Raw genomic sequence first — 16555 nt, forward strand, 5'->3', positions numbered from 1 at the left:
ATAATAATGAGCCGCAACTTTGGACAATTCGCCAGCAAACAATTCATCAAGTTTTGCAGATGATGTATAAACCACATCTACTTCTTTATTAGTAATATCCAAAGCCTCATTTTTAGCAATAACCTTCACATCATAATTTGATATGATATTATTTCCCCAAGCATCTTTAGCACGTAAAGCATAAGCTATTGCTTTATTATTCAAGTTATTATCGGCTGCTTTATCTGCAATCAAAGAAACTGTAAGATCATAAATTCCCTGATTCCATTTCTTTTCGCCGTCCGCACGGGTTAAAGGATTTTCAGAAAGATTCTTTTCTTTTGATAGAACTGTATAACAGACCTCCCCATGAGAATTAATCAATTCAACAGGATATTCAGAGAAGTCAACACTAACCGGATTGATTAATGCATGCATTACAGAGCTATTTGCACCAACTAAAGTAGTAGCTTTTTCTGTAGAACCATAAGTTACATTATGGAACTTAACAGTAGTACCTTTAGCCAATATACCATAATACATTGTTACCTCACTCATACCTTCACTAATTTTTCCATCAGCAATTGACACAACAGTCATACTTGACAATTTATCTGCTGTTGGCAATATAATAGTTTTATCAGTATAAGATCCATCTTCTTTAAGTGCACCGACATGAAGTTCCCATGCTGGTCTGTCTGCTGCTTCAACAACATATACACTTGTTTGGGCATAATCTCCACGTACTAACTTACCTTTAGTTCCGTCTTCATTTTTAGCATTGATATCCCAATAACACCAATAACCATCCTCATCAATGAAAGGAGATACTCCATCTGCACCTGTAGCCTGAGGACCTTGTACAAATTTGCTAGCGGCATCATCATAATAATACCAATATCCATCTTCAATATATGGAGATTTGCCATTTGTTCCTTCCGTGACTTCGCCCCGGTCGCCTTGTGCTTTATCTCCTTTTACGAAACCGCCTTTTCCATCATTAGCCTTATCATCCCAAAAATACCAATAGCCTTTATCACCATTAGTTCCATCCGCAATGTAAGGTGAATGTCCGTCTGTAGCTTTTGCATACCATCCAGTACCTTTTTTATCAATCAACCATTCTCCGGTCTCCGGATCAATAGTCACTTTTGATCCTGGAGTTCCCTGACCACCAGCCACTCCCGGAGCACCAGTATCACCTTTGTCACCCTTATCACCTTTAGCACCATTTACGATGCTATAAGATTTTCCATCGTTAAATGTTACCTTGAATCCACCAGTAACAGGTTCTACACTCTTCACCCAATTACCAGCATCTACAAATTTCTGCAGATCAGCAATGCTAGCCTTATTAGCATCAATCTGTGTTTGCAGATTGTCAATGTCATCATCGTAGTCTTTACAGCCTACATAGGTGACAGTAGAAAGTGCCAGCGCCCCGAAGAACATCACTTTTACAAATTTTCTTTTCATAACTACTTAAAAATTACATTAATAATATATTATTAAACACTAAGTTTCAATAATAGCATGCCCGTTACTCTGTAGGTAACAGAGAAACCTTTGTGCCTGCTCTTCTGGAGTAGTCAATACTGAAAAATGATACTAAATGCGATGAAACTTTTTTACCCCTGCTTCTGAAAGGCAGTAGAGGGGAAGGAAATCTTTTGCAAAATTTAGAAGTTAACAAAGCCCTAATACAAAGAATCCGTGTGTTTTATTTGTTCTAGTTCTACTTTTGAATGCTTTATTAGAAAAAATGTGTGATTTCGTTTGGTTGTTTTAAGAAATATGCTCATATTTGCACCGATATTCATTCCCGTTACCTACAGAGTAACGGAATAATTTTCAAGCACTTACACCTGTCACTGAACGCTTCACAAAATCAAGAACTTGCTTATTTGCTTCATCAATTTTCTTATTCCTGAAAGGTTTCAGATAGGTTTCAGTGACGGTGATAGACGAATGTCCCATCGCTTCAGAAATAATACCCGGATGAATTTCACAATAATAAGCCGTCGTAGCCCAGGTATGACGGGCGGTGTACGAACTAAGTTTATCTCCCAATCCGAGCAATTCACCCAATAACATCAGCTGCTGGTTAAAGCTACGTAATGCAAGCTGATATTCGCGATAAGCCTCTTTGGTCCCTTCACGACTTCTCAACAACGGAAATAAATAAGGAGAAGAAGAATCACGATTCATGTATTTCTTTACCAAAGCCATTGCTTCCGGAGTCAATGTCACCGACAATGGCCGCCCTGTTTTACGCCTGCGATACGTTATTACATTATCGCGCAAATCACTCTTACGCAAATAAGCAAGATCGACAAACGGCATACCACGAAGCGAAAACATCAGGATGAATAGCTCCTGCGCCTGATATACCGCTAATGGTACACCCGATGTACGAGATAATTTAGTAAATACCTTCTTCATGTCCTCATCACCCAACGCACGTTTATGGTCAGCTCGCGTCCCGGTATAAACCGAACGAAACAAATGAGGAACATAAGGAGCCTTCTGAAGATCGACCGCACGATTGTAAACCGCACGAAAGGTCCGTAAATAGGTGGAAACAGTGTTCCAACTACATCCACGACTGCGAAGATATACTTCGAACCCTTTCAACCACTCCGAAGTCACTTCACTAAAAACAAAATCTTTTTTCCCACGATAAGCAATGATGGCATTCAGACTACTACGATAAACATGTGCAGTCCCAAAGTTTCCCTCCATCTGTAACCCAGTGGCTACCTGCTTCATAAATGCTAGTACTTTCAACATCTCATAATTTATTAATAATTTAGACGATAAATATACGAGTATTATCCCATCAATGGAAATACCTCGCATGAACAAACAAAGGAAACGGCTAAGATGTTTCAAAGACAAAAGAGTACAAAAAGCCCGGACTTTCGCAAGCCCGGGCTTTCTATACTCTCAAAACATCTCCTTAATCTATAGGGAAATAAGGGACTAGCAAATTGGTTCTAGTGCAAATAAGAAGATGTAATGAGACAAAAAAAGGGATACCTGTGGGAAATAAGGGAGGTATCCCTTTTGGTAATGTAGGTTTATTAGAAAGTTGTACTTTCACAAACACAACTTTCTATCTACCTTTTTGTATATAATATATCTTTTTGAAAGGTTAAGACCTTACATATAAGTATTATTTATAGTCTTACTTAATTACTTTCACAAAGATCGTCTCAATCGTTGTCTTACCCCATTCGTCAGTAATCTCAACATTAATTTCACATACAGGAGGATTAACAATCGGAGTTGCAGAATCTTTCTTAGAGATTACAACTATTCCCTCTTCAGCTGAAATAAAGTCCGTAGTACTTAACTTCAAGTAATCTTTTGCATTCTGATTTGCAAGTTTAAGTGTTACAGATTTAATTCTAGAATCGTCAAACAGATATTCCTTTCCGTAAGCATCTTCTTTCTTGAAATTTTCCGCTAACAAATCCTGTGAATGTCCTCCATCTACTTCAAATGGTTTATCCTTAGTGCCCTCTTCTCCTATATACTCGAAAATTCCTTCAAATATTTCAGATTTCACTGTTAAGTTGAATCTATCCTTAATAGCATTCAATAGAGGGTTACCGAACGGAGCATAAGATGCAGTAATATAACGACTATCATAAGCACCACCCCAATTGCCAAAAGTTTCAACTGCAATAACAGAATTTGCTGTCGGTTCATCAACTTTATCCAACCATGCAGGAGCATACTTTTCTTGATTGTTCTCGACTTTGGAAGGTCTTTCCTCAGTAAATGTTATATACAGCTTACCATTTGCAAGAGCTGTTGTATTCTTATACAAAGTATAAAGATCATAAGAAATTTCCCCATCTTCAGCTTTACCATAAGCCGTTGCATTATCATTGCTAAAGTAAGATTCTGCACGTTCAAATTTGAACAATTTGCTATCTTGCTGATCTATCATAATAGTGAAAGATGTCTCATACAAAACATCGTTATTCAAACCTTCATCAGGGGCATTATTAATGAATTTAACAGTCGCGGTATGAGAAACTGCAGCAATCTTAGTAGGCTTAAATGTAGCTTTAATCACATATTTAACGATCTTATCAGCCTCTTCTGTTTTATTTCCATCTTTATCCAAGCCTTCCAAAGCTAAAGTAATACTTTCATCGTCGTCTACATATTCCAAGTTTTTCTGTCCATTGATTTCGACTTTACCGTCAGTATAAGCAATTTTCCAGTCAATACGAGCGATCTTTTCCTTTATGATATCTACTGAAGGACCTACAATCTCTGAAGTTGCTGTAAGGTTATCACCATTTACAACCCAAGTCATATCTGCAATTTGAGCTTCTTCTGACTTATATTCAAATGTTAAATCCAACCTAGCACCATTAGCTTCCTCGTATTTCTTTCCTGCAGTAGTAAGATAATTGATAATAACAGTCAATGATCCCTCCTTATTAGCGATAATTGTTTTATTATCTTTATCGAATGTAGCATCGAGTTTTTTAAGATCTTCATCTTTGATGCTATAGTTATAATCGACTACGTCATTTAATTGTTCACCAACCAATTCATCTAAATAATAAACAGTTTTGAAAGGCTTCGTCAGTTCTTTATTATCAATCTTTTTCTCCGTTTCGTCTGTCGTAACTTTCACATCATATTGAGAAATGATTTCATTGCCCCATGCATCTTTTGTTGTTAGTGCATAAGCAATATCATCTTTCAAATTATCCGGATCCACTCCTTCTGCAAACTTTATTGTCAAATTATAAAGGCCTTTATTTGCTGTACTTTCAGCACGAGTCAGAGCAGTCTCACTCATATTCGCATCAATAGCCGATACAACAAAATTTGTATTACCTTTAGAATCAGTCAAGCCGATTTCATAAGATTGTATATCTTTAAGTTCCAGATTTACCGGATTAATCATAGCATAAATTACACTACCTCTGGCAGAAAGGAATGTACCCTTCGGATATGTTATTTCATTAAAAGTAACTCCTTTTTCTTCTTCAACGACTCCATAGAGTAAAGTAGCTATAGCTTGAGTAGAACCCAAATCTACCTTTCCATCTTTTTCGCCAAGTGCACGTATACTAGTGATACGAGCAGCTTTCGGCATAGAAACCTTTTCCCATTCTTTAGTTTCGTTATTGAGAACATTCAATATCCAAACCAATGGATTTTCAGGATCAGCTGTCACATAGATATGAGAAGCTGCTTCATATTCTGTCTTTTTATATTCTCCAGATTCTGCATCCCAAACTTCCCAAAAGCCATCAGCAGATATACGTGGCGATTTTCCATCTTCCCCTTTATCTCCTTGTTCTCCTTTGTCACCTTGGTCACCCTTATCTCCTTGGTCACCTTTGTCGCCCTGATCTCCTTTATCACCTTTCTGTCCTTCAGAACAAATACCAGTGTCCTCCCCATCAATAATCCAATTCTTTGTAGTAGGATCAATCTCAATCTTTGTACCACTTGCCCCTGCAGCACCACTTACGATAGAATAACTCTTACCATCATTAAAAGTTATTTTAAATCCATCAGTAATTGGTTCTACAGCGGTTACCCATTTACCTTCTTTCACAAAATTCTGTAACTCGGCAATGCTAGCTTTGTTTGCGTCAATCTGTGTCTGCAGATTGTCGATGTCATCATCATAGTCTTTACAGCCTACATAGGTGACAGTAGAAAGTGCCAACGCCCCGAAGAACATCACTTTTACAAATTTTCTTTTCATAACTACTTAAAAATTACATTAATAATATATTATTAAACACTAAGTTTCAATAATAGCATGCCCGTTACTTTATAGGTAACGGAAGAACCTCTGTGCCTGCTCTTTGAGAGTAGTCAATACTAGAAAAGGATATAATATGCAATGAAACTTTTTAACCCCTACCTCAAGGAAACGGTAGAGGGGAGGGAAATCTTGTGCAAAATTTAGAGGTTAACAAGCCCTAATACAAAGAATCCACGTGTTTTATATGCTTGTGTTCTCCTTTTGAGTGCTTTATTAGAAAAAATGTGCGATTTCGTTTGGTTGTTTTAAGAAATATGCTCATATTTGCATCGGTATTACTCCCGTTACCTATAAAGTAACAGACTATTTATCAAGCGGTTAATCCACAAATAGACCGCTTAACAAAATCAACTACCTGCTTATTAGCTTCATCAATTTTCTTATTCCTGAAAGGCTTCAAATACGTTTCAGTCACAGTGATAGAAGAGTGCCCCATCGCTTCGGAAATAATACCCGGATGAATCTCACAATAATAAGCTGTCGTAGCCCAGGTGTGGCGTGCAGTATAGGAACTCAACCTATCACCCAGTCCCAACAATTCGCCCAACAACATCAACTGACGATTGAATGTGCGCAATGCCAACTGGTATTCACGATAAGCTTCCCGAGTACCTTCACGGCTTTTCAACAAAGAAAACAGATAAGGAGAAGAACTGTCACGATTCATATACCTCTTTACCAAAACCATCGCTTCCGCGGTCAGTGTCACAGACAAGGTGCGTCCTGTCTTACGCCTGCGATACGTAATCACATTATCACGTAAATCACTTTTACGCAAATAGGCGAGATCGACAAATGGCAAACCACGCAATAAAAACATTAGGATAAAGAATTCCTGTGCCTTACGCAGCGACTGCGAACAAGGTAAAGTCTGTGACAACTTGACAAATACCCTCTTTATATCCTCATCACCCAACGCACGTTTATGATCGGCACGAGTGCCTGTATAAACAGAACGGAACAGGTGAGGAATATAAGGTGCCTTACGAAGATCAACGGCACGGTTATAAACTGCACGAAACGTGCGCAAATAAGTGGAGACGGTATTCCAGCTACAACCACGACTACGAAGATGTACTTCAAACCCTTTTAACCACTCCGGATTCACCTCATCAAAGGTGAAATCCTCTTTCCCACAATAAGCAATGATGGCATTGAGACTGCTACGGTATACATGAGCAGTACCAAAGTTTCCCCCCATCTGTAGCCCACGGGCTACTTGCTTCATAAATGTTACTACTTTCAACATCTCACGATTTATTAATAAATTAGACAATAAATATAGGAGTATTTCAACAATCGAACAAATTGAAGGCAGAGATGTTGCAGGAATACCAAAAAAAGAACCACCTCCCCTATCAGGGAAAGTGGTTCTTATCCTTAATTATATATTTCTAAGCGAAAGCCGGAATTACATCATTCCGCCCATGCCTCCCATTCCGGGAGCACCCATCGGCATTTCTGGCTTATCTTCCTTCTTTTCTACGATTACACATTCAGTAGTCAGGAACATACCAGCGATAGAAGCTGCATTTTCCAAAGCTACACGAGCAACCTTAGCAGGGTCCACTACACCGGCAGCGTGCAAGTTTTCGTAAATATCCAAACGAGCATTGTAACCAAAGTCACCTTTGCCTTCACGTACTTTCTGAACAACTACCGCACCTTCTTTACCAGCGTTAGCAACGATCTGACGAAGTGGCTCTTCGATAGCACGCTTGATGATTTCAACACCGGTTGTTTCGTCAGCATTGTCACCCTTCATATTTTCGATAGTGTCGATTGCACGAATATAAGCTACGCCACCACCCGGGATGATACCTTCTTCGATAGCAGCACGAGTTGCACGCAAAGCATCGTCCACGCGGTCTTTCTTTTCTTTCATTTCTACTTCAGAAGCAGCACCTACATAGAGAACAGCCACACCACCTGACAATTTAGCCAGACGTTCCTGCAATTTCTCACGGTCATAGTCAGACTTAGTTGCTACAATCTGTGCTTTGATCTGTTCGCAACGTTCCTTGATGCTGTCTTTGTTACCTGCACCGTTTACAACAGTTGTATAGTCTTTAGTAACTGTAACTTTGTCAGCAGTACCCAACATTTCGATGGTAGCCTGTTCCAGTTTCAAACCTTTTTCTTCGCTGATAACAACACCACCTGTCAGGATAGCGATATCTTCCAGCATTTCTTTACGACGGTCACCGAAACCCGGAGCTTTCACAGCACAAATCTTCAATTGAGAACGCAGACGGTTTACTACCAATGTAGTCAACGCTTCGCTATCTACATCTTCTGCAATGACCAACAGCGGACGACCTGTCTGTACAGCCGGTTCGAGGATAGGCAAGAAATCTTTCAGGTTAGAAATCTTCTTGTCATAGATCAGGATGTAAGGTTTCTCCATCTCACATTCCATCTTTTCCGTATTTGTCACGAAGTAAGCTGACAAATAGCCACGGTCGAACTGCATACCTTCTACTACACCGATAGTAGTATCTGTTCCTTTTGCTTCTTCGATAGTGATCACACCGTCTTTAGAAACCTTACGCATAGCGTCAGCAATCAATTTACCGATTACCGGGTCGTTATTTGCAGATACAGTGGCAACCTGTTCGATCTTGTCATAGTTGTCACCTACAGTTTCAGCCTGATCCTTGATTGATTCTACCACTTTGGCAACGGCTTTGTCGATACCACGTTTGATATCCATCGGGCTAGCACCGGCAGTTACGTTTTTCAAACCTTCAGCTACGATAGCCTGTGCAAGAACGGTTGCAGTAGTTGTACCGTCACCGGCATCGTCACCTGTTTTAGAAGCAACTTCTTTTACTAACTGTGCACCAGTATTCTGGTAAGCATCTGACAATTCGATTTCCTTTGCTACTGTCACACCATCTTTTGTGATGTGCGGAGCACCGAATTTCTTCTCGATGATAACGTTACGTCCTTTCGGGCCCAGAGTTACTTTTACTGCATTTGCCAAAGCATCGACACCTTTTTTCAATTGGTCACGGGCATCGATATTGAATAATATTTCTTTTGCCATTTCTTTATTTACTATTTAAAGATTTATTTACTATTATTAATTAACCCAAAACAGCGAGAACATCGCTCTGACGCATGATCAGATATTTAGTACCTTCAACGTCAAGTTCTGTTCCGGCATATTTACCATAAAGAACTGTATCGCCTACTTTCAATACCATTTCTTCGTCTTTCGTACCGTGACCTACTGCCACAACTTCACCCTTCAAAGGTTTTTCTTTTGCTGTATCAGGGATAATGATACCACCAATTGTTTTTTCTTCTGCAGGTGCAGGGAGGATAAGCACTCTGTCTGCTAATGGTTTAATGTTCATAGTTACTTGTTATATTTTAGTTATACATTTAATAGTAGATGTTATCCGCCATTTTTCAGGCGGAACGCTAAAGTTATTGCGAAAAGCGTGCCAAAGTAAATAAATGATTCTTTGTCAGAATTTGACTGACAAAATGACTGACAACTTGCATTGTATGGCAAAAAAGTATATTTGTCTCCCACTTTTTAAACAAAACAAAAGGATTATTCCTTATAATGACGTATATTCGTAAACGAACCATCAAATGCACTGTATAAATAATATGAATAGAATAGCATCCGGCCTCATCATCGCCTCTTGCGTTTTCTACTCCTGCACTTCGCGTTCAGGAGAGATTCCTCCTGTACACGGACAACAAACAGACTCGCTGTTGCAAGATACAATAGTTCAACCCGAAGTTAAACCAGTTGATAAAAAACTCACAGCAGAGCAGATACAAATCACTAAAGATTTGTTGTACGACCAATATACATTGGATGATATCTATCCTTATAAAGACACTACCCGGCAGTTTCAATGGGATAAAATCAAAGAACAGCTGGCCTTACTCGAAAATATACAGTTGCAGCCTTCCACGTGGGCAATTCTCCAGAATTACAAAAACAGGAATGGAGAAGCGCCACTGGTGAGAAGTTTCAAAAGAAATGCTTACGGACGAGTGGCAGATACACTCGGTATAGAACGTTATCAATCCGTTCCACTTTATTTGCTGACTGACACATTGGTACCCGAACGTTACGGGCAGGATGGAGAACTGACCCGTTTCATCGAAAATGGAGAAAAATTCATTAAAGCAGAACCGGTGTTTACCGGAGATGAATGGATGATTCCTAAAAAGTATGTCAAAGTAATCGGAGATACGGTTGTTTTTAACAAAGCTATTTTCATAGACCGCCACAATCAGAACATCACTTCTCTCGAACGTAGCGGAAAAGGTCAATGGGTGGTTCGCAGTATGAATCCTTCCACTACGGGACGTCATCTGCCGCCATATGCACAGGAAACTCCGTTAGGTATGTTTGTTTTACAGGAAAAGAAAGTAAAGATGGTATTTTTAAAAGACGGTTCGAAAGAAACGGGAGGTTATGCGCCTTATGCCAGCCGTTTCACAGATGGGGCCTATATCCATGGAGTACCGGTCAATGCTCCCCGCAAGACGCAGATTGAATATAGTCCGTCGTTGGGAACGACACCGCGTTCGCATATGTGTGTACGAAACGCGACTTCCCACGCCAAGTTTATCTATGACTGGGCACCTGTAAATGAGACTATTATTTTTGTATTGGAATAGCGCTGAACAAACATACATCCCTGTCCGAATCCTCACTATCTATCGTTCAAAGTATTATTAGAAAACTTCTTTTCGATAAGGAGAGAACTTGCTTTCCCTACCGGGCAAAGTTACTTCCCCTTTACTTCAATCTATAAACGCAAGTTGCGTTTATAAAAACGGAAGTTTCATTTATATAAATGCAAGTTGCAATTTTATAAACAAAAGTTGCGTTTATAGATTACCCTATAACCTTAATAAGTTTACTTCCCATGCAAAGGAAGTTTGCATAGGGAGAAAAGAAACTTTTCTATATATACTTGAGGGGAAAGATAAAGAGGCCTGAACTTTTCAGTCCAGACCTCCAGCATAAAAAGGGATTATCCCGTATTATCTTATCAAGCGTGTGTAAAATTCTCTTTTATTTCTCTTCAGTCTCATTCAAGCCATACTTTGCTCTCGTTATATTCCGTACAAGTTCTCTCTGCACACTTTCCAATGCACTTATTTCTTTCTGCATCAACTCCAAAGCAGAACCTTTCTGCAATAAATAAGACCGTTCTGAATATTTTATAAAAGAAGTAGGAACTTCCTGTTTTTCTTCCTTATAATGGGCAATTACATGCCGCAAGGCCTCCGATCTATATTTGCAGATCGCTTTTCGTTCGGCGTAATATAAATCTTTATAAGAATTTTCTTCGCTTCTCAACTTTTTCCAAAAAGCAGCAAAGGCTGCAGATACAGCATCTTTCTGCTCCTTGGTCACTGCTTCAGTCTGTTTCTTCTTGAGATCCCTATATTCCTTATATGTATTTAAAAACTTATCCAACTCGTCTTTTGCAGCCTTATGCTCCAACCGGAAAGTTTCCAAAGAAGCAGGACGCTCATATTCGACAACCTGTTGCAGATAAGGCAAATCGTTCCAACTTATATATTTATTGTTTGCTTCACAGTAATCCGCGTAAGCCGCTGCAAGCTGCCAACTATATTCTTTTGTCTTTTGACTCAATTCCTCGTTGATGGCAGACAAGTTCTTTTCCATCTCTTTCAAGTCCTGCGCTGATGCCGTTTGCATACTTCCCCATCCGGAGAGAAACAAACAAAAAATACTCCATAAAACTGTTTTCATAATAAAATGATTTAATTTTTCTCCAAAGTTATTATTTCTCTACAGAATTCCAAACACAATTACAGATTTGCGATATATTTCCATAATGGAGCAGCATTCAGTGCTTGCATAATTTCGTTCTTATCTAGCAGGCTTCTCACTTCTTCCAATGTGAGCAGATGTACAGTGATATCTTCAGTATCTTCAAGATGTTGATGATCTATCAGTTCTACGTCTGTGGCAAGAAAGCAGTAGGTCAGATTGGTATGAGTGCTCGGATTAGCGGAAATCACCATATACTCTTGCCAGTTTCCTTTTCCATAGCCCGTTTCTTCCCACAATTCACGCTGGGCGGACACCAATGGCGAAGCATCTTCCTTCTCGCAGACACCGGCACACAGTTCATAACAAGTTCGTTCGATTCCCGGACGGTACTGGCGGACAAAAACGAATTTACCGTCTTTGGTAATGGCAATGGTATTTACCCAGTCGGGATACTCAAGGATATAATATTCGGGGATATGGTTACCATTGGGAAGTAGCATATCTTCGCAACGCACAGTCAGCCATGGACGGCGAAATAAATATTTGCTACTCACCGTTTTCCAAGCTTTATTCTTTTCTTCCATAAGGTCTGTTTTTTCTTCCGGCAAAAATACAAATTTCCTCCGGATTATCCTATCCTTCCGGTTGCTTGTTTTTATTCGTCCGTGTCGATACAAGTGATCTCTATCTCATGTATCTGCTCCAGATATTTTTTGGTAGAGCTTACCAAAGAACTTCCCATGTAGAATAAAAACATCAGGCTGATAATAACCATCAATGCACCAATCATGGCAAAACGACTGCGCTGTTCAAAAATACTGCTATTCATAACTCTGCCTCCTCTTATTTTTTGTCCACCACAAAGATAGCACGCGAAGGCTACAAAAAAGTTACAAGAATGTTTCAAAAAACTTAAATATTGAAATAGTGTTCGTATCTTTGCACCAACTAACAACCTTTTATTACAATATGGCATTTACGAATAATATTATGATTGTCCGGCATAAATTGCTGGCGGACCTTGTCAGACTCTGGAAAAACGATGAATTAGTGGAAAAGATAGACCGGCTCCCGATTGAGTTGAGTCCACGAAAATCAAAACCTGTAGGACGTTGTTGTATACACAAAGAACGTGCGGTGTGGAGATACAAGACTTTTCCCTTGATGGGTCTGGATATGACAGACGAACACGACGAAGTTACCCCGCTTTCCGAATATGCACGACTGGCATTGAGCCGCCCCGAACCGGAAAAGGAGAATATCATGTGCGTCATCGATGAGGCCTGTTCTTCCTGCATACAAATCAATTATGAAATAACCAACCTTTGCCGCGGATGTGTGGCACGTAGCTGTTATATGAACTGCCCCAAGGATGCGATACGTTTCAAGAAAAACGGTCAGGCAATGATTGACCATGACACGTGTGTCAGTTGCGGTATTTGTCACAAAAGTTGTCCTTATCACGCTATTGTATATATTCCCGTACCTTGTGAAGAATCTTGTCCGGTAAAGGCTATCAGTAAAGATGAACATGGTATAGAGTATATTGATGAAAGCAAATGTATCTATTGCGGAAAATGCATGAATGCTTGTCCGTTCGGTGCTATCTTCGAAATCTCGCAAACGTTCGATGTATTGCAACGGATCCGGAAAGGAGAAAAGATGGTTGCCATCATTGCTCCATCTATTTTGGGACAGTTCAAGACTTCCATCGGACAAGTATACGGTGCTTTCAAAGAAATAGGATTTACCGATGTGATCGAAGTGGCCGAAGGCGCCATGTCAACCACTAGCAATGAAGCTCACGAGTTGTTGGAGAAGTTGGAAGAGGGTCAGAAGTTTATGACAACTTCCTGTTGTCCTTCTTATATCGAACTGGTAGAGAAACATATTCCGGATATGAAACCTTATGTTTCTACCACCGGATCACCGATGTACTACACCGCACGGATTGCCAAAGAAAAGCATCCGGATGCTAAGATTGTATTTGTCGGTCCTTGCGTAGCAAAACGAAAAGAAGTACGCCGCGATGAAGCTGTGGATTATATCCTGACGTTCGAAGAAATCGGTTCGATTCTCGACGGGCTGGACATTCAGCTGGAACAAATGCAGGAGTTCTCCGTATTACATACTTCCGTTCGCGAAGCACACGGATTTGCACAGGCAGGTGGTGTGATGGGAGCTGTCAAAGCTTATCTGAAAGAAGAAGCGGAGAAAATCAATGCGATACAAGTGTCGGACATCAATAAAAAGAATATCGCTCTGCTGCGTGCCTGTGCCAAGACGGGAAAGGCTGCCGGACAGTTTATTGAAGTGATGGCATGCGAAGGAGGATGTATCACCGGACCGAGTACGCATAATGACATTGTTTCGGGACGTCGCCAACTGGCACAAGAGCTGCTCAAACGGAAAGAGAGCTATGAAACAATGGATCGATAAACTACGACAGGAAAGAACACTGACACCGGAAGAATTCCGGCAACTGTTGACCGGATGTGACGCAGAAAATCTGCGTTACATCAATAAACAGGCGCAGGAAGTCACACTCCTCCACTTCGGAAACAAAATTTATATCCGCGGACTGATTGAAATCAGCAACTGCTGCCGGAATAACTGTTATTACTGTGGTATTCGAAAAGGAAATCCGAATATCGAACGTTACCGGTTAAGCCGGAAGAGTATACTGGACTGTTGCAAACAGGGCTATGAACTGGGATTCCGCACCTTTGTATTACAAGGAGGAGAGGATCCTGCACTGACAGACGATCAGATAGAAATGACCGTCGCCCGTATCAGACAGGAGTATCCGGATTGTGCCATTACGCTGTCGCTCGGTGAAAAATCACGTGAGGCATACGAACGTTTCTTCCGTGCCGGAGCCAACCGTTATCTGTTACGTCACGAAACTTATAATGAGTTGCATTACCGGCAACTGCATCCGGCGGAAATGTCCGGCAAACAACGTCTGCAATGTTTAGCGGATTTGAAAGAGATCGGTTATCAGACAGGAACCGGAATTATGGTCGGCAGTCCGGGACAAACAGTAGAGCATATCATTGAGGATCTATTGTTTATAGAAAAGCTCCGCCCGGAAATGATTGGCATCGGACCTTTCCTGCCGCATCATGACACGCCTTTTGCAGAACATCCCAGCGGAACGGTGGAACAGACGATTCTTCTATTATCCATCTTCCGCCTGATGCATCCGTCCGCATTGATTCCGGCAACAACAGCTCTTGCCACTCTCATTCCTGATGGCAGGGAACGGGGTATTTTAGCAGGTGCCAATGTGGTTATGCCCAACCTGTCTCCCCGGGAGGAGCGAAGAAAATACGAATTATACAATGACAAAGCTTCACTCGGAGCGGAATCTGCCGAAGGGCTGGCTGCCTTACAAAAGCAGTTGAATGCCATCGGTTACGAGATTTCTACCGAAAGAGGCGACTTTAAGTGCACCACGGACTGCACAGATTCACAAAGATTTATTTCGGATTAAATCTTAATCTGTGATATTCGGGCAACTCATGGTGAAAAAACAGAAAATATATGATATACCAAAAAGATTCATCAAAAGCAGAAGAGTTTATCCATCATGAAGAGATTCTGGATACGCTGGAATATACGCAGAAGAATAAGGATAACCGTGTCCTGATTGAACAACTGATTGAAAAAGCTGCTCTGTGCAAAGGACTGACGCACCGGGAAGCAGCCGTTCTGCTGGAATGTAACCAACCTGACCTGATAGAACGTATCTTTCATCTCGCCAAAGAAATCAAACAGAAGTTTTACGGCAACCGCATTGTCATGTTCGCACCACTTTATTTATCAAACTATTGCGTAAATGGTTGCGTATATTGTCCGTATCATGCTAAAAACAAAACGATTGCACGCAAGAAGCTGACGCAGGAGGAAATTCGCCGGGAAGTGATTGCCTTGCAGGATATGGGACATAAGCGGCTCGCTCTTGAAGCGGGTGAACATCCGTCACTAAATCCGATAGAATATATTCTGGAATCTATTCAAACGATTTACAGTATCAAACATAAAAACGGAGCTATCCGCCGCGTAAACGTAAATATCGCAGCCACTACAGTAGAAAATTATCGCCGATTAAAAGAGGCAGGTATCGGTACGTATATCTTATTCCAGGAGACTTATCACAAGGACAACTACGAAGCGCTTCATCCCACCGGCCCCAAGAGTAATTACGCCTATCACACCGAAGCGATGGACCGTGCCATGGAAGGGGGAATCGATGATGTAGGTATTGGTGTGCTTTTCGGTTTGAATACTTATCGGTATGATTTTATCGGATTGTTAATGCATGCCGAACATCTGGAAGCCAAATTTGGTGTAGGTCCTCATACAATCAGCGTGCCGCGTATCTGTTCGGCGGACGACATTGATGCGGGAGATTTTCCGAATGCAATCTCCGATGAGATATTCAGTAAGATTGTAGCTGTTATCCGTATGGCCGTTCCTTATACGGGAATGATTATTTCCACACGTGAATCACAAGAATCACGTAAAAAGGTGCTCGAATTGGGTATCTCACAAATCAGCGGCGGTTCACGCACCAGTGTAGGCGGATATGCTGAAACAGAATTACCCGACCATAATTCCGCGCAATTTGACGTAAGCGATACCCGGACATTGGACGAAGTGGTCAACTGGTTGCTCGAACTCGGATATATCCCCAGTTTCTGTACTGCCTGTTACCGGGAAGGACGGACAGGCGACCGTTTCATGTCATTAGTAAAATCCGGCCAGATAGCCAACTGTTGCGGCCCCAATGCACTGATGACCCTGAAAGAGTATCTGGAAGATTATGCTTCCGAAGATACCCGCCAGAAAGGATTAGAATTGATTCTAAAAGAAACAGACCGGATCCCCAACCCCAAAATCAGGGAAATAGCTATCCGAAACCTCAAAGCCATAGCCGCAGGGCAAAGAGATTTTAGATTTTAAATAATACGCCA

Annotated in this window: 13 protein-coding genes; 4 read left to right on the forward strand and 9 right to left on the reverse strand. The window is 40.8% G+C overall.

What is annotated here, in order from left to right; all coding sequences use genetic code 11:
- The 6 genes from AAHJ11_RS22095 to AAHJ11_RS22120 form a co-directional block, all read right to left on the reverse strand.
- Positions 1–1455 (reverse strand): PL29 family lyase N-terminal domain-containing protein (locus AAHJ11_RS22095; RefSeq protein ID WP_413580100.1); only part of this gene is annotated, 1455 nt, incomplete at its 3' end.
- Between the two features lie 375 nt (positions 1456–1830).
- Positions 1831–2769 (reverse strand): tyrosine-type recombinase/integrase, encoded by a 939-nt coding sequence (locus AAHJ11_RS22100; RefSeq protein WP_217723089.1) that lies wholly within the window; start codon positions 2767–2769, stop codon positions 1831–1833.
- 397 nt (positions 2770–3166) lie between these two features.
- Positions 3167–5728: a collagen-like protein gene (locus AAHJ11_RS22105; protein ID WP_320982710.1), complete on the reverse strand. Its 2562-nt coding sequence runs from the start codon at positions 5726–5728 to the stop codon at positions 3167–3169.
- 373 nt (positions 5729–6101) lie between these two features.
- The gene (locus AAHJ11_RS22110) at positions 6102–7040 is read right to left on the reverse strand and encodes a tyrosine-type recombinase/integrase (protein ID WP_148364616.1); all 939 of its coding nucleotides are present in this window, start codon (positions 7038–7040) and stop codon (positions 6102–6104) included.
- A 162-nt stretch (positions 7041–7202) separates the two neighbouring features.
- Positions 7203–8840 (reverse strand): chaperonin GroEL, encoded by a 1638-nt coding sequence (gene groL / locus AAHJ11_RS22115; RefSeq protein WP_148364615.1) that lies wholly within the window; start codon positions 8838–8840, stop codon positions 7203–7205.
- Positions 8841–8880: 40 nt separating this feature from the next.
- Positions 8881–9153, reverse strand: a complete 273-nt coding sequence (locus AAHJ11_RS22120) for a co-chaperone GroES (protein WP_004314007.1) — start codon at positions 9151–9153, stop codon at positions 8881–8883.
- A gap of 244 nt (positions 9154–9397) precedes the next feature.
- Between AAHJ11_RS22120 and AAHJ11_RS22125 the strand changes: the two genes are divergently transcribed.
- A complete protein-coding gene (locus tag AAHJ11_RS22125; RefSeq protein WP_148364614.1) occupies positions 9398–10444 on the forward strand; it encodes a L,D-transpeptidase in 1047 nt (348 codons plus the stop codon).
- A 400-nt stretch (positions 10445–10844) separates the two neighbouring features.
- On the opposite strand, the gene AAHJ11_RS22130 is transcribed toward AAHJ11_RS22125, so the two are convergent.
- The 3 genes from AAHJ11_RS22130 to AAHJ11_RS22140 all read right to left on the reverse strand — a co-directional run bounded on the left by AAHJ11_RS22130 (position 10845) and on the right by AAHJ11_RS22140 (position 12405).
- On the reverse strand, positions 10845–11552 hold the full coding sequence (locus AAHJ11_RS22130; RefSeq protein WP_148364613.1) for a DUF5039 family protein: 708 nt from the start codon (positions 11550–11552) through the stop codon (positions 10845–10847).
- A 59-nt stretch (positions 11553–11611) separates the two neighbouring features.
- On the reverse strand, positions 11612–12160 hold the full coding sequence (locus AAHJ11_RS22135) for an NUDIX hydrolase (protein WP_148364612.1): 549 nt from the start codon (positions 12158–12160) through the stop codon (positions 11612–11614).
- 71 nt (positions 12161–12231) lie between these two features.
- Complete coding sequence (locus tag AAHJ11_RS22140; RefSeq protein WP_004301069.1) at positions 12232–12405, reverse strand: hypothetical protein; 174 nt, start codon at positions 12403–12405, stop codon at positions 12232–12234.
- 140 nt (positions 12406–12545) lie between these two features.
- On the opposite strand from AAHJ11_RS22140, the gene AAHJ11_RS22145 reads away from it, so the two are divergent.
- From AAHJ11_RS22145 to hydG, 3 genes are read left to right on the forward strand one after another with little or no spacing between them, the layout of a single operon-like run.
- Positions 12546–14015 (forward strand): 4Fe-4S dicluster domain-containing protein, encoded by a 1470-nt coding sequence (locus AAHJ11_RS22145; protein ID WP_148364611.1) that lies wholly within the window; start codon positions 12546–12548, stop codon positions 14013–14015.
- Positions 13996–15072 carry a [FeFe] hydrogenase H-cluster radical SAM maturase HydE gene (gene hydE, locus AAHJ11_RS22150; RefSeq protein WP_320974914.1) on the forward strand — a complete coding sequence of 359 codons (1077 nt, stop codon included), beginning with the start codon at positions 13996–13998 and terminating at the stop codon, positions 15070–15072. Before AAHJ11_RS22145 ends, hydE begins: the two co-directional genes overlap by 20 nt.
- A gap of 50 nt (positions 15073–15122) precedes the next feature.
- Positions 15123–16544: a [FeFe] hydrogenase H-cluster radical SAM maturase HydG gene (hydG, locus tag AAHJ11_RS22155; RefSeq protein WP_320974913.1), complete on the forward strand. Its 1422-nt coding sequence runs from the start codon at positions 15123–15125 to the stop codon at positions 16542–16544.
- The last annotated feature ends 11 nt before the right edge of the window (positions 16545–16555 follow it).

Source organism: Bacteroides sp. 90-K9/2 (assembly GCF_047310725.1).
Lineage (GTDB): Bacteria > Bacteroidota > Bacteroidia > Bacteroidales > Bacteroidaceae > Bacteroides > Bacteroides vicugnae.